The following is a 16,371-nucleotide window of genomic DNA, read 5'->3' as shown; positions in this document are numbered from 1 at the left end:
AACTCTACGAACGTGCCCGCCTGGTGGCTCCGGCCGCCGCTTCTGCCATGGCGCGACGTTCGCCGTCCCGGTGGACGAAAAATCAGCTGGCACTCATTCCACGTTCGGGCCATTCACTTGCCCGGTCGCGCATCGAGCTGATCCTTCGCGACGCCTTGAGGAACGCATAGTCAACGTTCCCGTCGCCTGACCACGCCCGGCGATTTCCCTTATCCATGATCAGCTTCCGTGTCATCCCAGAGGCATCTTCGCCGAACAAATAGACAACGGCGTCGACGTCCTCAGCGATCTTTCTGAAATAGACCAGTGCGGCCACCGCTCTGCATCCACCTTTTGCTGTCGACATCGCACGTAACGATGATTCCGGTGCTCGGAGTGACGCCACGGACAGCACGCTCGCTGACCACGGCCAGCCCCTACGCGCCCACTCCAGGACCTCACCGCACCGCCCGCCCTGCGGTAGTGAACAGCAGGAGCTGGACAGCGAGCTGGACCGGCGGCTTGCCCAGGCGACCGGCCGGTCAGTCCCTCGGCCCGATCCCGCGTCGGAATCAGCGCACGGGCCTGATCATCGCGGTAAGGACCGGTGAGGCCGCTGAGGGCTGGCTACGGCCGATGTCCTCGTAACCCCAGCTCTCGTAGAGACGGTGCACCTTTCCGTCCCCGGCCAGGGGATTGACCATCAGGCTGACGTACGGCTCGCTGCGCTCGGCGAGGAGGGCGTCGTGCATGCGCCGCGCTGTGCCCGTACCGCGCCAGGGAACGCGAACGCCGATTTCCTTCAGAGCTACGACGTTCCTGTTGGTGTATTCGGCCGGCGGGGCGGGCGAGACACGCTTCCACCAACGGTCCTCGGAATCCACGGTGTTGGCGTACGCATAGCCGACGGGCTCACCCTGTTCGTAGGCCAGGACCGCCACCCAGCCCGGCTCCTCGGAATGGCGATCTAGGCGCTCGGCGAAAGTCGCGACCGCGTAGTTGGGCAGGTGCAGGAGGTCTGCCCGGACATCCGCGTAGACGTCCAGAAGAGCTTGCCGAGCCGGTTCCAGCGAGTGAAATGTGCGGAGCTCGATGGTGGACGTCATACCGGTTCCTTCCACATGGTGTGTACGTGCTGATTCCACATCCGGGCGGTGGAGCTGTTCGGCGCCACGGTGTTGATCCTGGCGTTGAAGGTGTGGAGCATTCCGGCGACGCGGGGGTGATGAGCGGCGGCATCTGCCGGGACAGTCATGGCAGTCGCGACGGCCGCTTCTACATCGCCTTGGCCGAGTTGGGCGCATGCCAGGCGAGTGGTGGCGATGGCCTTCGACCGCCGCATGTGGGGCCGGAGAGCGGCCAGACATCGATGCGCGTGCGCCTCGGCTGTCTCGTAGTCGCCCAGTGCGAGGTACCCGGTAAGCGCGAGAGAATCCAATTCCGCCTGGTCGTAGAACGAGATCATCCAGACGGGACGATTGGCGGCCGGATCTGCGCGATTCATCGCGTCCTGGGCCTGGTCGAAGCTGCGTCGAGCAGCCTTGAGATTCCGGGCAAGGCCATGGATGGCGGCCTGCCTGGCGAGCCCCAAGGACGCGAACAACGGATCACGACGCGTGATGGACAGCCCTCGGGCGACGTCATTTGCAGCAATAGCTTCGCCGGGACGGCCCATGTGCCGGTACAACGTCCCCGCGTGTGACCAAATGCGGAATTTGATGGCCGGGTCGGCTGCCAATTCGGCGAGTGCTTGCGCTTCCCGCATGTGGACGATCGCGTCGTCGTAACGGCGTCCGTCGATCGCCGCCCACATCGCCGAGGACCGGAAGGCCGCCGCGCATCCGTACACGTGGGCACGTACCCGCTGACTGGCACTCCCTGAGTTCTGCAGGGCCAGGGCCTCATCGGCGAGCGACGTGGCGTGCTGCTCGATGCCGAGTCGGCCGCCGTGGCGGTGGTCACTCGCGATGATCTCGGTGAAACGTTGTTGGAGCCGGACGACATCGCTTATACCCACGCGGCGGTTGGTGGTTAAAGCTGGTGCGGCGGAGGCGGCAGCCAGGGCCGTCCCGGCGGCGAGGAAGCGACGGCGTTCCACGGGGTCCTCCGGCGGTGGGGCGAGGGTGGACGACGGGGCCCGGCCCCGCGGTACGAACCCTAAAGCGGTGGCGGGCAGACCGGTGACCTTCTCCAGCGCAACGCGGGTCGCGGACTTCGGCCACCGTACGCGGCCCGCTTTCCAGTCCCGGATCGATGAGCCGTCCAGTCCACCGAATCTGCCGGTGAGGTCACCTACGGCCGAATTCACGGCCTCCGCCAGCGAATTGGAGCTGTATCCGTGCTCCTGCATCCACGCCTCAAGCGTCCTGTTCCGCGAGGTGTTCATGCACGCACGGTAACTCCGCACTCACTGTGACGTCAGCTAAAGGAGTTCTCAAATCGCCCTAGGCGACGGGCGAAAGAGGGCTCCTGATCTCCCTCAGAACACTGCCTCCGTGCCGCGTTAGCTGGTCATGCCAGCAGCGATCTGGAGGACTGACCACGATGCCGACTGCATCAAACGCTCGCCGCACTCTCGTCGATACCGCTTCGCGCCCCCGTTCGGCACCCGCCGCCGTACGGATCGACGCAAGATCCCTTCCGCCCGAAGCCCGCGCATTTCGCCACCGGCACGGCGACCCCATTGGCTGGGACTCCGGTGAATGGGCCGCCTATCTCGGTCTCGGAGGTGCGTCATGAAAAACGTTGGGTGGGACGCCATTCCGCCCACGAAGACGTGGACGGTCGACGAGATCACCGGTAATGCCTGCCCTTGCTGTCACTTCGGCTACAGCCTGGCGCGGGAGAAGACCACCGGCCAGGACGGCCTACACGTGTGCCGGCCGTGCGCCGACCGACTCGGCGTCTGCACGGAAGCGGAGGCCGCCCTATGAATCCCAGGAAACTGCCGGGAGTTGGCGATGAGGTCGAGTACGCCCCGGAGCGGCTGGCTGTCGTCACCGATATCCGCAAGGGCGTCTTCTACCTGCGGCGGCCGGGAGTCAAGGAGTGGCCGGTGAAGGACCCGGCCTCCTTGACGGTGCGGCGGACCCGAGTTGAGCGGATTGCGGCTGGGGATTTCCTCTGAAGGCACGTCCGGCTCCCTCGGCACGCTGCTCCCACGAGGCGGATGAGGCCCACAGCTCAACCAGCAAGCTGCGGCAGTGCTGAGCCGCGCGGCCGGGGTGGGTGGTGGGGGTGGGTGGTGGGGGTGCCATGCCCTAAGCGGCCGATGACACCCCTAGGGCCGTACGACCGCGTCAAGACGCGACGCCAGCCACTGCCCGACCGACGCCCGCCCCCGCCCAGCCGTGCCGCCCCGCTCCGTCACCCCCGAGGCACCCGCACGACCCCCTCCTGGATGACCGAGACCGCGAGGTGGCCGTCCTGGGTCCAGATGCGGGCCTGGCCCAGGCCGCGGCCGCCCGAGGCGGAAGGGGACTCCTGGTCGTAGAGGAGCCATTCGTCGGCGCGGAAGGGGCGGTGGAACCACATGGCGTGGTCCAGTGAGGCGCCGACGACGTCGCCGACGGCCCAGCCGCCGCGGCCGTGGGCGAGCAGGACGGAGTCCAGCAGCGTCATGTCGGAGACGTAGGTGGCCAGGCAGACGTGCAGCAGGGGCTCGTCGGCGACCTTGCCGCCCGCCTTGAACCAGACCTGGGAGCGCGGGGCGCGCGGCTGCCCGACGGTGCCCCAGGGCGGGGTGTCCGCGTACCGCAGGTCGACCGCGGCGCGGGCCTCGACCAGCCGTTCGGCGATGTCCGCCGGGAGGTGCCGGGGCAGCATCTCGGCTGCCGTCGGCAGGGATTCCGGGTCGGGCGCGGCCGGCATGTCCGTCTGGTGGTCCAGCCCCTCCTCGTACTCCTGGAAGGAGGCGGAGAGGTGGAAGATCGGCTGGCCGTGCTGGACGGCGACGACCCGGCGGGTGGTGAAGGACCGCCCGTCGCGGATCCGGTCGACGGTGTAGACGATGGGCGCGCCGGGGTCGCCGGGGCGCAGGAAGTACGCGTGCAGGGAGTGCGGCGGCCGGTTCTCGGGGACCGTGCGGCCGGCGGCGACCAGGGCCTGGGCGGCGACCTGGCCGCCGAAGACCCGGGGCACCAGCGCCGCCCGGCTCTGGCCGCGGAAGATGTCCTGCTCGATCCGCTCCAGGTCGAGCAGATCGAGCAGGGACCGGAGTGCGTCGTTCACGTGCCTGGGCCCCAACGGCCTTACAGGCCCATGGACTTGGCGATGATGGACTTCATGACCTCGCTGGTGCCGCCGTAGATGCGGTTGACGCGGTTGTCGGCGTACAGGCGGGCGATCGGGTACTCGTTCATGAAGCCGTAGCCGCCGTGCAGCTGGAGGCAGCGGTCGATGACGCGGTGGGCGACCTCGGTGCAGAAGAGCTTGGCGGAGGCGGCCTCGGCGGCGGTCAGTTCGCCGGCGTCCAGGGCCTCCAGGGCGCGGTCGGCGACGGCCTCGGCGGCGTCCACCTCCGCCTGGCAGGCGGCCAGTTCGAACTTGGTGTTCTGGAAGGACGCGACGGTCTTGCCGAAGACGGTGCGGTCCTGGACGTACTGCTGCGCGAACCGCACGGCGGCCTTGGCCTGCGCGTACGCGCCGAAGGCGATGCCCCAGCGCTCGGAGGGGAGGTTCTGGCCGAGGTAGTAGAAGCCCTTGTTCTCCTCGCCGAGCAGGTCCTCGACGGGGACCTTGACGTCGACGAAGGCCAGCTCGGCGGTGTCGGAGGTGCGCAGGCCGAGCTTGTCGAGCTTGCGGCCGATGGAGTAACCCTCGGACGTGGTGTCCACGGCGAAGAGGGAGATGCCGTGGCGGCGGTCCTCGGCGGTGGGCGCGGCGGTCCGGGCGCAGACGATGACGCGGTCGGCGTGCACGCCGCCGGTGATGAAGGTCTTGGAGCCGTTGAGGACGTAGTGCGTGCCGTCCTCGCTCAGCTTGGCGGTGGTCTTCATGCCGGCGAGGTCGGAGCCGGTGCCCGGCTCGGTCATCGCCAGCGCCCACATCTCCTCGCCGGAGACGAACTTCGGCAGGTAGCGCTTCTTCTGCTCGTCGGTGGCGAGCATCTCGATGTACGGCAGGCCGAGGAGGACGTGCACGCCGGAGCCGCCGAAGGTGACGCCGGCGCGGGCGGTCTCCTCGTACATCACGGCCTCGAACTTGTGCGAGTCGATGCCGGCGCCGCCGTACTCCTCGGGCACGCGGATGCCGAAGACGCCCAGCTCGGCGAGCTTGTAGTAGAACTCGCGCGGGACCTGGCCGGCCGCGAACCACTCGTCGTGGACCGGTACGACCTCGGCCTCGATGAAGGCGCGTATCGTCTCGCGGAACGCCTCGTGGTCCTCGTTGAACACCGTACGGCGCATTGCTACGTCGCCTCCTCCAGGTCACCGGCCCAAATGCCAGACCAAGCGCTGTCTAAGCGCTTGCTCAGGCGAAAGCTACCGGCCGGTCACCTGGACTGTCCAGACCTCAACGACAAGGTGTGCGGCAGCGCACTACGCGCCCGCGGCCACCGGGCCCCCGGCCACCGGTCCATCCGCCGCCGGCGCCCCGGCCACCGCGCCGAAGGCCCCCAGTGCCAGCCGGTGCAGCAGCTCCGCCATCTCCGTGCGGCCCGGCAGGGCGCCGGGGCGGCCCAGGTGGGGGGTGGAGTTCAGCAGGCCGAAGACGGCGTGCACGGCGGCCCGGGCCTGGGACTCCGAGGGGCCCGGGTGGACCCGGCGGACGACCTCCACCCACAGCTCGACGTACTGCCGCTGGAGCTGGCGGACCCGCTTGCGGTCGGCCTCGCGCAGCCGGTCCAGCTCGCGGTCGTGCACGGTGATCAGCGGGCGGTCGTCCAGCGCGAAGTCGATATGGCCGTCGATCAGCGCGTGCAGCACCGCCTCGGGGTCCTCGCCGCCCTCCGCGACCCGCATCCGGCCGCCCGCGAGGAGCCGCTCACTGATCCCCACCAGCAGCTCGGCGAGCATCGCGTCCTTGCCGGCGAAGTGGCGGTAGAGCCCGGGGCCGGAGATGCCCACGGCCGCCCCTATCTCGTCCACGCCGACGCCGTGGAACCCGCGCTCGGCGAAGAGCCGGGCGGCCTCTTTCAGGATCTGCTCGCGGCGGCTGGTCGGGGCGGGGGCCTGCGCATTACTCATGCCGTCGATTGTAGACAGCCGGGTTAGTGGTCGTTAACCTGGAGGAAATGACGTTAACGCCCATTAACCCGGATGCCCGGCGGCCGCGCACCGCGGCGGCCGGGCGGACGACCGAGCAAGGGGGCTCGTAGTGATGGAGCAGGCACCGGTGCTGGGAGGCGACGGGGCGTCCCTCGGCCGGAGTCCGAGGGACGATCCGGCCTCCGACTCCTGGCGGGCCAACGAGGCCGCACACCGCGAGCTCGCCGCCGAACTCCGCGAACGGCTCGCGGCGGCCCGGCTCGGCGGCGGCGAGAAGGCCCGGGCCCGGCACACCGCCCGCGGCAAGCTGCTGCCCCGCGACCGGGTCGACGCCCTGCTCGACCCCGGCTCTCCGTTCCTGGAGCTGGCGCCGCTCGCCGCGGAGGGGATGTACGACGGGGCCGCGCCGGCCGCCGGGGTGATCGCCGGCATCGGGCGGGTCTCCGGCCGCGAGGTGGTGATCGTCGCCAACGACGCCACGGTCAAGGGCGGCACGTACTACCCGATGACGGTCAAGAAGCACCTGCGCGCCCAGGAGGTGGCCCTCGACAACCACCTGCCGTGCGTCTACCTCGTGGACTCCGGCGGTGCCTTCCTGCCGATGCAGGACGAGGTGTTCCCCGACCGCGAGCACTTCGGGCGGATCTTCTACAACCAGGCGCGGATGTCCGGCGCCGGCATCCCGCAGATCGCGGCTGTCCTCGGGTCGTGCACGGCCGGCGGCGCGTACGTCCCCGCCATGAGCGACGAGGCCGTGATCGTCCGCAACCAGGGCACGATCTTCCTGGGCGGGCCGCCCCTGGTGAAGGCCGCCACCGGCGAGGTCGTCACCGCCGAGGAGCTGGGCGGCGGCGAGGTCCACTCCCGTACCTCCGGCGTCACCGACCACCTCGCCGAGGACGACGCCCACGCCCTGCGCATCGTCCGCACCATCGTCTCGACCCTCGGCGAGCGGCCCGCGCTGCCCTGGACGGTGCGGCCCGTCGAGGAGCCCGCGGTCGACCCGGCGGGGCTGTACGGCGCGGTGCCGGTGGACTCCCGCACGCCCTACGACGTGCGGGAGGTGATCGCGCGGATCGTGGACGGCTCACGGTTCGCCGAGTTCAAGGCCGAGTACGGCACGACGCTGGTCACCGGCTTCGCGCACCTGCACGGCCACCCGGTCGGCATCGTCGCCAACAACGGCATCCTGTTCTCCGAATCCGCCCAGAAGGGCGCCCACTTCATCGAGCTGTGCGACCAGCGCGGCATCCCCCTGGTGTTCCTCCAGAACATCTCCGGCTTCATGGTCGGCCGGGACTACGAAGCGGGCGGCATCGCCAAACACGGCGCGAAGATGGTCACGGCCGTGGCCTGCACCCGGGTCCCCAAGCTCACGGTCGTCATCGGCGGCTCGTACGGCGCCGGCAACTACTCCATGTGCGGCCGGGCCTACTCCCCCCGCTTTTTGTGGATGTGGCCCAACGCCAAGATCTCCGTGATGGGCGGCGAGCAGGCCGCCTCGGTCCTCGCCACCGTCAAACGCGACCAGATGGAGGCCCGCGGCGAGGAGTGGAGCGCCGAGGAGGAGGACGCCTTCAAGGCCCCCGTCCGCGCCCAGTACGAGACCCAGGGCAACGCCTACTACGCCACCGCCCGACTGTGGGACGACGGCGTCATCGACCCGCTCGAGACCCGCCAGGTCCTCGGCCTCGCCCTGACCGCCTGTGCCAACGCCCCCTTGGGCGAGCCGCAGTTCGGCGTCTTCCGGATGTGAGAGGAATGCCCACGACCATGTTCGACAGCGTCCTGATCGCCAACCGCGGCGAGATCGCGGTCCGCGTCATCCGCACGCTCCGTACGCTCGGCATCCGCTCCATCGCCGTCTTCAGCGACGCGGACGCCGGGGCCCGGCACGTCCGCGAGGCCGACACGGCCGTGCGGATCGGCCCGGCCCCGGCCGCCGAGAGCTATCTGTCCGTCGAGCGGCTGCTGGACGCGGCCGCCCGCACCGGCGCCCAGGCGGTCCACCCCGGCTACGGCTTCCTCGCCGAGAACGCCGGCTTCGCCCGGGCCTGCGCCGAGGCGGGCCTGGTCTTCATCGGCCCGCCGGCCGACGCCATCGAGCTGATGGGCGACAAGATCCGCGCCAAGGAGACGGTCCGCACGGCCGGCGTCCCGGTCGTCCCCGGCTCCTCCGGCAGCGGCCTGGACAACGCCCAACTGGCCGCCGCCGCCCGGGAGATCGGCATGCCGGTCCTGCTCAAGCCGTCCGCGGGCGGCGGCGGCAAGGGCATGCGGCTGGTCCGCGAGGAGGCGCTGCTCGCCGAGGAGATCGCCGCCGCCCGCCGCGAGGCCCGCTCCTCCTTCGGCGACGACACCCTCCTCGTCGAGCGCTGGATCGACCGGCCCCGGCACATCGAGATCCAGGTCCTGGCGGACGGCCACGGCACCGTCCTCCACCTCGGCGAGCGCGAGTGCTCCCTCCAGCGGCGCCACCAGAAGATCATCGAGGAGGCCCCCTCGGTCCTCCTGGACGAGGCGACCCGGGCCGCGATGGGCGAGGCGGCAGTTCAGGCGGCCCGCTCCTGCGGCTACCGCGGCGCCGGCACCGTCGAGTTCATCGTCCCGGGCAAGGACCCCTCGGCGTACTACTTCATGGAGATGAACACCCGCCTCCAGGTGGAGCACCCGGTCACCGAGCTCGTCACCGGCCTGGACCTGGTGGAGTGGCAGCTGCGGATCGCCGCCGGCGAGCACCTCCCCTACGCCCAGGACGACATCACCCTCACCGGGCACGCGGTCGAGGCCCGGCTCTGCGCCGAGGACCCGTCCCGCGACTTCCTGCCGACCGGCGGCACGGTCCGCTCGCTCCACGAGGTCGACGGGGAGTGGGGGTCCCCCCTGCTTGAGCGAAGCCGAAAGCTTGGGGGAGTGCGCACCGACTCCGGCCTCACCGAGGGCGGCGAGGTCGGCAGCCGGTACGACCCGATGCTCGCCAAGGTCATCGCGTACGGCCCGGACCGGGCGAGCGCACTGCGCCGGCTGCGGGCCGCGCTGGCCGACACCGTCACCCTCGGCGTGACGACCAACGCCGGGTTCCTGCGGCGGCTGCTGGCCCACCCCGACGTGGTCTCCGGCGAGCTGGACACCGGTCTGGTGGAGCGGGAGGCGGCCGGTCTGGTCGAGGCGGGCGTCCCGGACGAGGTGTACGCGGCGGCCGCGGCGGTGCGGCAGGCCGCCCTCGCGCCGGCGGTGGACGCGGCCGGCTGGCGCGACCCGTTCGCCGCGCCGAGCGGCTTCCGGCTCGGCGGCCGGCCCGCCCCGGTGCGCCACTGGCTGCGGGTGCCGGGCCACGACCCGGTGGCCCGCGAGGTGCTGCCCGGCGGCCCGGAGGACACCGCCGAGGTCACGCCGGACCACGTCCGGATCACCCTCGACGGGCTGGTGCACACCTTCCACCGCAGCGGCGACTGGCTCGGCAGGGACGGCGACGCCTGGCAGGTGACCGACCACGACCCGGTGGCGGCCGCACTGCGCGGCGCCGCCGGGGCACACGGCGCGGACACCCTGGCCGCCCCGATGCCGGGCACCGTCACGGTCGTCAAGGTCGCGGTCGGCGACGAGGTCACCGCGGGCCAGGGCCTGCTGGTGGTGGAGGCGATGAAGATGGAACACATGATCTCCGCCCCGCATGCCGGGACGGTGACCGAACTGGACGTGACGGTCGGCACGACCGTCGCCATGGACCAGGTGCTGGCCGTGGTCGCCCCCCTGGACGGCGCCGGCGACACGGACGGCTCGGGCGGCGCGGACGGCACCGACGGCACCGACGGCACCGACGCGGAGGTGGCGTCATGACCGTCACCGGACTCCCGATGGAGGTCGCCGCGGAGAGCCTGCCCGCCCGGGTGCGCATCCATGAGGTCGGCGCGCGCGACGGCCTGCAGAACGAGCAGACCGTCGTGCCCACGGAGATCAAGGCCGAGTTCGTCCACCGGCTCGTCGACGCGGGACTGCCGGTGGTGGAGGCGACCAGCTTCGTGCACCCCAAGTGGGTGCCCCAACTCGCCGACGCCGAGCGGCTGTTCCCGCTGCTGGGCGACCTCGACCCGCACCGGCTGCCCGTCCTGGTGCCCAACGACCGCGGCCTGGACCGGGCGCTGGCACTGGGCGCGCGCCGGATCGCGGTGATCGGCAGCGCCACCGAGTCGTTCGCCAAGGCCAACCTCAACCGCACGGTCGACGAGTCGCTGGCCATGTTCGCCCCGGTCGTCGCCCGCGCCAAGGAGGCCGGGGTGCACGTCCGCGGCTATCTGTCGATGTGCTTCGGCGACCCCTGGGAGGGCCCGGTGCCGGTCGCGCAGACGGTCCGGGTGTGCCGGGCGCTGCTCGACATGGGCTGCGACGAGCTGAGCCTGGGCGACACCATCGGCGTGGCCACGCCCGGCCACGTCCAGCACCTGCTCGCCGCCCTGAACGAGGCGGGCGTCCCCACCCCGAAGCTGGGCGTGCACTTCCACGACACCTACGGGCAGGCGCTCGCCAACACCCTCGCCGCGCTGCAGCACGGCGTCACCACCGTCGACGCGTCGGCGGGCGGCCTCGGCGGCTGCCCGTACGCCAAGAGCGCCACCGGCAACCTCGCCACCGAGGACCTCGTGTGGATGCTGCACGGCCTCGGTATCGACACCGGCGTCGATCTCGACCGGCTCACCGCCACGAGCGTGTGGATGGCCGGTGTCCTGGGCCGCCCGAGCCCCTCGCGCACCCTGCGTGCCCTCTCCCACAAGGAGTGACCATGTCACTGGACCACCGTCTGCCCGAAGAGCTGGAGGAACTCCGGCGCACGGTCGAGGCGTTCGCGCATGACGTCGTCGCCCCGAAGATCGGCGAGTACTACGAGCAGCATGCGTTCCCGTACGAGATCGTGCAGGAGATGGGCCGGATGGGCCTGTTCGGCCTGCCGTTCCCCGAGGAGTACGGCGGGATGGGCGGCGACTACCTCGCCCTCGGCATCGCCCTGGAGGAGCTGGCCCGGGTCGACTCCTCGGTGGCGATCACCCTGGAGGCGGGCGTCTCGCTGGGCGCCATGCCGCTGTACCGCTTCGGCACCGAGGAGCAGAAGCGCGAGTGGCTGCCCAAGCTGTGCAGCGGGGAGATGCTCGGCGCGTTCGGCCTGACCGAGCCGGACGGCGGCTCGGACGCCGGCGCGACCCGCACGACCGCGGTGCGGGACGGCGGGGACTGGGTGATCAACGGCAGCAAGTGCTTCATCACCAACTCCGGTACGGACATCACCGGCCTGGTGACGGTCACCGCGGTCACCGGCCGCAAGGCCGACGGCTCCCCGCAGATCTCCTCGATCATCGTGCCGTCCGGCACCCCCGGCTTCACGGTCGCCGCCCCGTACTCCAAGGTCGGCTGGAACGCCTCGGACACCCGGGAGCTGTCCTTCTCGGACGTCCGGGTGCCGGCCGGCAACCTGCTGGGCGAGGAGGGCCGCGGCTACGCCCAGTTCCTGCGGATCCTCGACGAGGGCCGGATCGCCATCGCGGCACTGGCCACCGGCCTGGCGCAGGGCTGCGTGGACGAGTCGGTGAAGTACGCGAAGGAACGTCACGCCTTCGGGAAGCCGATCGGCGCCAACCAGGCGATCCAGTTCAAGCTCGCCGACATGGAGATGCGGGCGCACACCGCCCGGCTGGCGTGGCGGGACGCCGCCTCCCGGCTGGTGCACGGCGAGCCGTTCAAGAAGGAGGCGGCGCTCGCGAAGCTGTACTCCTCCGAGATCGCGGTGGACAACGCCCGCGAGGCCACCCAGATCCACGGCGGCTACGGCTTCATGAACGAGTACCCGGTGGCCCGGATGTGGCGGGACGCCAAGATCCTGGAGATCGGCGAGGGCACCAGCGAGGTGCAGCGGATGCTGATCGCGCGGGAGCTGGGGTTCTAGATCCCTTACGGGGCGGTCGAACAGATCCCGTAGGGGGTGCGAGCGCCCCTTGTGGGCCACAACGGGGTGGGCTCCGACGGAATTCCGGGGCCCACCTCCGTTGTGGCGCACATGGCGCACGTGGCACCCATGGCGCACGTGGCGCGCACGGCGCCCTCACGCCGCGTGCCGCGCGCCGTTACGTCATGCCGCGCGCCCTTGCGCCGCCGGCCAGGGCACCTCCGGCGAGCGGTAGTAGTGGATGCCCAGCGCGTCCCACCGGGGCCCCTGGGCGGCCAGCCGGACCCGGTAGGAGTCCCAGTCGTGGGCCTCGCGCGGGGACCAGCCCAGCTCCGCGATGCCCGGCAGCCGCGGGAAGGCCATGTACTCGATGTGCGCGGAGGTGGAGAGGGTCTCGGACCACAGCGGCGCCTCGACGCCCCGGATCGCCTCGCCGGGCGTGCCCTGGAGATAGCTGCCCGGGTCCCAGTCGTACGCCCGCCGGACGCCCACGTAGCCGGCCCAGTTCAGGCCGAGCGGGGTGTCCTTGTCGTACTTCATGTCGAGGTAGGCGCGGTCGGCGGGCGAGAGGATCAGCCCGGTGCCGTTCCGGGCCGCGTCGGTGACCTGCTGCCGCTCGGCCGCGCCGGTGGCGTCGTAGCCCCAGTACTGGGCGAGGGCGCCCTTCGCCGGGTGCGCGCCGGTCAGCTGGTGCCAGCCGATCACGGTCTTGCCGTATTTGGCGACCACCGGCTGCACCTTGTCCATGAAGGCGACGTAGTCCGCGTGGCTGGTGGAGTGCGCCTCGTCGCCGCCGATGTGGAGGTACGGGCCCGGGGTGAGCCGGGCGAGCTCGCGGACGACGTCGTCGACGAAGTCGTAGGTCACCTTCTTGGGGACGCACAGCGAGCTGAAACCGACGTGGGTGCCGGTGTAGAGGGGCGGCGCGACGCCGTTGCAGTTGAGGTCGGCGTAGGAGGCGAGTGCGGCGTTGGTGTGTCCCGGCATGTCGATCTCGGGGACGACGGTCAGATAGCGGTCGGCGGCGTAGCGGACGATCTCGCGGTAGTCGTCCTGGCTGTAGTAGCCGCCCTTGCCGCCGCCGACCTGGGTGGAACCGCCGTAGGTCGCCAGCCGCGGCCAGGAGCGGATGGCGATCCGCCAGCCCTGGTCGTCGGAGAGGTGCAGATGCAGCTTGTTGATCTTGTACATCGCCAGCTGGTCGATGTAGCGCTTGACCTGGCCGACGGTGAAGAAGTGCCGGGACACGTCGAGCATCGCGCCGCGGTAGCCGTAGCGCGGGGTGTCGGCGATGGTGCCGCCGGCGATCCGCCAGGGCCCGGCCTGCGCGCGGTGTTCGCCGGCGTCCGGGGGCAGCAGCTGGCGGAGCGTCTGGACGGCGTGGAAGAGGCCGGCGGGCCGGCGGGCGCCGATGGTCACCGCGCGGCCGTCCACGCGCAGCCGGTAGCCCTCCGCGCCGAGGTCCGCGGTGCCCCGGCCGCCGAGCCGCAGCACGATGCCGTCGCCGTCCTTGGTGGTGACCGGCAGGGCCTGGCCGGTGGAGGGGCGCAGCAGGCCCGCCAGATAGCCGGCGATCCGCCGCACGTCGCCGGAGCCGCCGGGCACCCGGATGCGGGTGCCGGCGCCGATCGTGTACGGGGCGCCGCCCTCGTGCACCGACGCCGGCGCGGGCACGATGCGGTCGAGGGGGACGGTGGGGGTGGCGGCCCGGGCGGCGGGCGGCGGTGCGGCGGCGGTTCCCAGCGCCGTGGCCACGGTCAGCAGCAGCGGGCCCAGTAGTCTGCGTCGTCTCATCGACGGTCCCTTCGGCGAGCGTCGGGCATGTCATGGCATGGAGCGACCGAGCGGTGACCATGCGTACCGCGAGCCTGGAACGGGGTCAAGGTGTAGACCACTTTCCCGCACCCAAACCGGGTACCTGCCCGATATCGGGCAGATTTCTTGCGAATCTTGGCGGCGCCCCGCAATATCGACGGGTGCTCGAACGCCGGAACCGCGCGGATGCGCCACACGAAGACCTGGTGGACCACCTGGTGCGCAGCACACCGCTGCAGCGCGGTGAGGCCGCCCGGGTGGTGCTGGACGTGCTGGCGTACTTCGACGAGACGACGGAGGAGTTCGTCCGCCGGCGCCATCGGGAGCTGCAGTCCCAGGGTCTGCGGAACGAGGAGATCTTCGAACGGATCCGCCACGAGATGCCGCACCGCGCCGTGGCCCCGCCCGATCTCTCCGCCCGCCAGCTGCGCCGCCTCGTCTACGGCTGACCGGCCCACCGCCGGCCGGGCCACGGCCGGCGCCCGGCCGGCACCGGGCACACCACAACCGACACACGTCTTTCTCGGAGGGTCACTGTATGTGCGGGATCGTCGGATATATCGGCAAACGTGATGTTGCTCCGCTGCTCCTGGAGGGCCTGGCCCGCCTGGAGTACCGCGGCTACGACTCGGCCGGCATCGCCCTCCACGCGAGCGGCACCGGCAAGTCCGCGGGCCTGAAGACCGCCAAGGCCAAGGGCCGGGTGCGGGACCTGGAGGCCCGGCTGCCGAAGCGGTTCGCCGGCACCACCGGCATCGCGCACACCCGCTGGGCCACCCACGGCGCGCCCACCGACGACAACGCCCACCCGCACCTCGACACCGAGGGCAAGGTCGCCGTCGTCCACAACGGCATCATCGACAACGCCGCCGAGCTGCGCGCCCGGCTGACCGCCGACGGCATCACCTTCGCCTCCGAGACCGACACCGAGGTCCTCGCGCACCTCATCGGCCGCTCCAAGGCCGAGACGCTGGAGGAGAAGGTCCGCGAGGCGCTGCGGCACATCGAGGGCACCTACGGCATCGCCGTGCTGCACTCCGACTTCACCGACCGGATCGTGGTCGCCCGCAACGGCTCCCCGGTCGTGCTCGGCATCGGCGAGCACGAGATGTTCGTCTCGTCCGACGTCGCCGCGCTGGTCTCGCACACCCGCCAGGTCGTCACCCTCGACGACGGCGAGATGGCCACCCTGAAGGCCGACGACTACCGCACGTACACCACCGAGGGCTCCCGCACGACGGCGACGCCGGAGACCGTCGAGTACGCGGCCGAGTCCTACGACCTGGGCGGCCACGACACCTACATGCACAAGGAGATCTCCGAGCAGGCGGACGCTGTGGACCGCGCGCTGCGCGGCCGGATCGACGACCGGTTCTCCACCGTGCACCTCGGCGGCCTCAACCTCGACGCCCGGGAGGCCCGCACCATCCGCCGGGTCAAGATCCTCGGCTGCGGCACCTCGTACCACGCCGGCCAGATCGGCGCGCAGATGATCGAGGAGCTGGCCCGCATCCCCTCGGACGCCGAGCCGGCCTCCGAGTTCCGCTACCGCGACCCGGTCGTGGACCCCGACACGCTCTACGTCGCGGTCTCCCAGTCCGGTGAGACCTACGACGTGCTGGCGGCCGTCCAGGAGCTCAAGCGCAAGGGCGCGCGGGTCCTGGGCCTGGTGAACGTGGTCGGCTCGGCGATCGCCCGGGAGACCGACGGCGGCATCTACGTCCACGCCGGCCCGGAGGTCTGCGTGGTGTCCACCAAGTGCTTCACCAACATGGTGGTCTCCTTCGCGCTGCTCGCCCTGCACCTCGGCCGCATCCGCGACCTGTCCGTCGCGGACGGCAAGCGGATCATCGAGGGCCTGCGCAGGCTGCCCGGCCAGATCGACGAGATCCTCAAGGGCGAGGACGAGATCAAGAAGCTGGCGGCGCGCTACGCGGACGCCAGGTCGATGATGTTCATCGGCCGGGTCCGCGGCTACCCGGTGGCCCGTGAGGCGTCCCTGAAGCTCAAGGAGGTCTCCTACATCCACGCCGAGGCGTACCCGGCCTCCGAGCTCAAGCACGGCCCGCTGGCCCTCATCGAGCCCGCCATGCCGACCGTCGCGATCGTCCCGGACGACGACCTGCTGGAGAAGAACCGCGCCGCCCTGGAGGAGATCAAGGCCCGCAGCGGCCGCATCCTGGCCGTCGCGCACCAGGACCAGGAGAAGGCCGACGACACCATCCTCGTGCCGAAGAACGAGCCCGAGCTGGACCCGATCCTGATGGGCATCCCGCTCCAACTGCTCGCCTACCACACGGCGTTGGCCCTCGGCCGGGACATCGACAAGCCCAGGAACCTCGCCAAGTCCGTAACGGTGGAGTAGGTCCTCGCCCGTTCCGCCGAAGCGACAATTGAGCAACCCCCGCGGCGAGCAAGCACCTCCGTGGGAGC

General features: G+C 71.1%; 15 protein-coding genes. 8 read left to right on the top strand and 7 right to left on the bottom strand.

Annotated elements, in window-relative coordinates; translation table 11 throughout:
- Positions 1 to 82: 82 nt before the first annotated feature.
- The 3 genes from ACGF4C_RS24885 to ACGF4C_RS24875 form a co-directional block, all read right to left on the bottom strand.
- On the bottom strand, positions 83 to 316 hold the full coding sequence (locus ACGF4C_RS24885; RefSeq protein ID WP_393569023.1) for a hypothetical protein: 234 nt from the start codon (positions 314 to 316) through the stop codon (positions 83 to 85).
- Between the two features lie 235 nt (positions 317 to 551).
- Positions 552 to 1,085: a GNAT family N-acetyltransferase gene (locus ACGF4C_RS24880; protein WP_393569022.1), complete on the bottom strand. Its 534-nt coding sequence runs from the start codon at positions 1,083 to 1,085 to the stop codon at positions 552 to 554.
- Positions 1,082 to 2,365, bottom strand: coding sequence for an XRE family transcriptional regulator (locus tag ACGF4C_RS24875; protein ID WP_393569021.1), 1,284 nt, complete (start codon positions 2,363 to 2,365; stop codon positions 1,082 to 1,084). The genes ACGF4C_RS24880 and ACGF4C_RS24875 overlap by 4 nt, the downstream gene beginning before the upstream one ends.
- A 349-nt stretch (positions 2,366 to 2,714) precedes the next feature.
- Between ACGF4C_RS24875 and ACGF4C_RS24870 the strand changes: the two genes are divergently transcribed.
- The gene (locus ACGF4C_RS24870) at positions 2,715 to 2,912 is read left to right on the top strand and encodes a hypothetical protein (protein WP_393569020.1); all 198 of its coding nucleotides are present in this window, start codon (positions 2,715 to 2,717) and stop codon (positions 2,910 to 2,912) included.
- On the top strand, positions 2,909 to 3,106 hold the full coding sequence (locus ACGF4C_RS24865; RefSeq protein WP_037810120.1) for a hypothetical protein: 198 nt from the start codon (positions 2,909 to 2,911) through the stop codon (positions 3,104 to 3,106). Before ACGF4C_RS24870 ends, ACGF4C_RS24865 begins: the two co-directional genes overlap by 4 nt.
- Positions 3,107 to 3,345: 239 nt before the next feature.
- On the opposite strand, the gene ACGF4C_RS24860 is transcribed toward ACGF4C_RS24865, so the two are convergent.
- From ACGF4C_RS24860 to ACGF4C_RS24850, 3 genes are all read right to left on the bottom strand, one after another.
- Positions 3,346 to 4,209, bottom strand: coding sequence for an acyl-CoA thioesterase (locus tag ACGF4C_RS24860; protein ID WP_393569019.1), 864 nt, complete (start codon positions 4,207 to 4,209; stop codon positions 3,346 to 3,348).
- 20 nt (positions 4,210 to 4,229) lie between these two features.
- Positions 4,230 to 5,387, bottom strand: coding sequence for an acyl-CoA dehydrogenase family protein (locus tag ACGF4C_RS24855; RefSeq protein ID WP_362149151.1), 1,158 nt, complete (start codon positions 5,385 to 5,387; stop codon positions 4,230 to 4,232).
- 132 nt (positions 5,388 to 5,519) lie between these two features.
- Positions 5,520 to 6,167 (bottom strand): TetR/AcrR family transcriptional regulator, encoded by a 648-nt coding sequence (locus ACGF4C_RS24850; protein ID WP_393569018.1) that lies wholly within the window; start codon positions 6,165 to 6,167, stop codon positions 5,520 to 5,522.
- Between the two features lie 133 nt (positions 6,168 to 6,300).
- On the opposite strand from ACGF4C_RS24850, the gene ACGF4C_RS24845 reads away from it, so the two are divergent.
- The 4 genes from ACGF4C_RS24845 to ACGF4C_RS24830 are packed head-to-tail and all read left to right on the top strand — an operon-like array spanning position 6,301 to position 12,123.
- Positions 6,301 to 7,944 (top strand): carboxyl transferase domain-containing protein, encoded by a 1,644-nt coding sequence (locus ACGF4C_RS24845; protein WP_393569017.1) that lies wholly within the window; start codon positions 6,301 to 6,303, stop codon positions 7,942 to 7,944.
- A 5-nt stretch (positions 7,945 to 7,949) separates the two neighbouring features.
- Positions 7,950 to 10,028, top strand: coding sequence for a biotin carboxylase N-terminal domain-containing protein (locus ACGF4C_RS24840; RefSeq protein WP_393569016.1), 2,079 nt, complete (start codon positions 7,950 to 7,952; stop codon positions 10,026 to 10,028).
- Entirely contained in the window at positions 10,025 to 10,966 is a 942-nt protein-coding gene (locus ACGF4C_RS24835; protein WP_393569015.1) for a hydroxymethylglutaryl-CoA lyase, read from the top strand. The genes ACGF4C_RS24840 and ACGF4C_RS24835 overlap by 4 nt, the downstream gene beginning before the upstream one ends.
- Before the next feature lie 2 nt (positions 10,967 to 10,968).
- Positions 10,969 to 12,123: an acyl-CoA dehydrogenase family protein gene (locus tag ACGF4C_RS24830; RefSeq protein WP_393569014.1), complete on the top strand. Its 1,155-nt coding sequence runs from the start codon at positions 10,969 to 10,971 to the stop codon at positions 12,121 to 12,123.
- A 183-nt stretch (positions 12,124 to 12,306) separates the two neighbouring features.
- Here ACGF4C_RS24830 and ACGF4C_RS24825 read toward each other — a convergent pair whose 3' ends face one another.
- Positions 12,307 to 13,917: a beta-N-acetylhexosaminidase gene (locus ACGF4C_RS24825; RefSeq protein WP_393569013.1), complete on the bottom strand. Its 1,611-nt coding sequence runs from the start codon at positions 13,915 to 13,917 to the stop codon at positions 12,307 to 12,309.
- Positions 13,918 to 14,099: 182 nt separating this feature from the next.
- Between ACGF4C_RS24825 and ACGF4C_RS24820 the strand changes: the two genes are divergently transcribed.
- A complete protein-coding gene (locus tag ACGF4C_RS24820; protein ID WP_030414050.1) occupies positions 14,100 to 14,387 on the top strand; it encodes a hypothetical protein in 288 nt (95 codons plus the stop codon).
- Positions 14,388 to 14,476: 89 nt separating this feature from the next.
- A complete protein-coding gene (glmS, locus tag ACGF4C_RS24815; protein ID WP_393569012.1) occupies positions 14,477 to 16,303 on the top strand; it encodes a glutamine--fructose-6-phosphate transaminase (isomerizing) in 1,827 nt (608 codons plus the stop codon).
- Positions 16,304 to 16,371: the final 68 nt, after the last annotated feature.

The sequence above is a fragment of the Streptomyces sp. NPDC048197 genome, assembly GCF_043202395.1.
GTDB classification, from domain to species: domain Bacteria; phylum Actinomycetota; class Actinomycetes; order Streptomycetales; family Streptomycetaceae; genus Streptomyces; species Streptomyces siderophoricus.
This window is presented reverse-complemented; position numbering and strand designations above follow the sequence as displayed.

What these genes read in the sequence shown, in the direction of transcription:
- ACGF4C_RS24855 (WP_362149151.1), bottom strand. Translation starts at nt 5,387, where the DNA reads ATGCGCCGTACGGTGTTCAACGAGGACCACGAGGCGTTCCGCGAGACG.
- ACGF4C_RS24835 (WP_393569015.1), top strand. Translation starts at nt 10,025, where the DNA reads ATGACCGTCACCGGACTCCCGATGGAGGTCGCCGCGGAGAGCCTGCCC.
- ACGF4C_RS24845 (WP_393569017.1), top strand. Translation starts at nt 6,301, where the DNA reads ATGGAGCAGGCACCGGTGCTGGGAGGCGACGGGGCGTCCCTCGGCCGG.
- ACGF4C_RS24865 (WP_037810120.1), top strand. Translation starts at nt 2,909, where the DNA reads ATGAATCCCAGGAAACTGCCGGGAGTTGGCGATGAGGTCGAGTACGCC.
- ACGF4C_RS24825 (WP_393569013.1), bottom strand. Translation starts at nt 13,917, where the DNA reads ATGAGACGACGCAGACTACTGGGCCCGCTGCTGCTGACCGTGGCCACG.
- ACGF4C_RS24870 (WP_393569020.1), top strand. Translation starts at nt 2,715, where the DNA reads ATGAAAAACGTTGGGTGGGACGCCATTCCGCCCACGAAGACGTGGACG.
- glmS (WP_393569012.1), top strand. Translation starts at nt 14,477, where the DNA reads ATGTGCGGGATCGTCGGATATATCGGCAAACGTGATGTTGCTCCGCTG.
- ACGF4C_RS24840 (WP_393569016.1), top strand. Translation starts at nt 7,950, where the DNA reads ATGCCCACGACCATGTTCGACAGCGTCCTGATCGCCAACCGCGGCGAG.
- ACGF4C_RS24830 (WP_393569014.1), top strand. Translation starts at nt 10,969, where the DNA reads ATGTCACTGGACCACCGTCTGCCCGAAGAGCTGGAGGAACTCCGGCGC.
- ACGF4C_RS24880 (WP_393569022.1), bottom strand. Translation starts at nt 1,085, where the DNA reads ATGACGTCCACCATCGAGCTCCGCACATTTCACTCGCTGGAACCGGCT.
- ACGF4C_RS24875 (WP_393569021.1), bottom strand. Translation starts at nt 2,365, where the DNA reads ATGAACACCTCGCGGAACAGGACGCTTGAGGCGTGGATGCAGGAGCAC.
- ACGF4C_RS24850 (WP_393569018.1), bottom strand. Translation starts at nt 6,167, where the DNA reads ATGAGTAATGCGCAGGCCCCCGCCCCGACCAGCCGCCGCGAGCAGATC.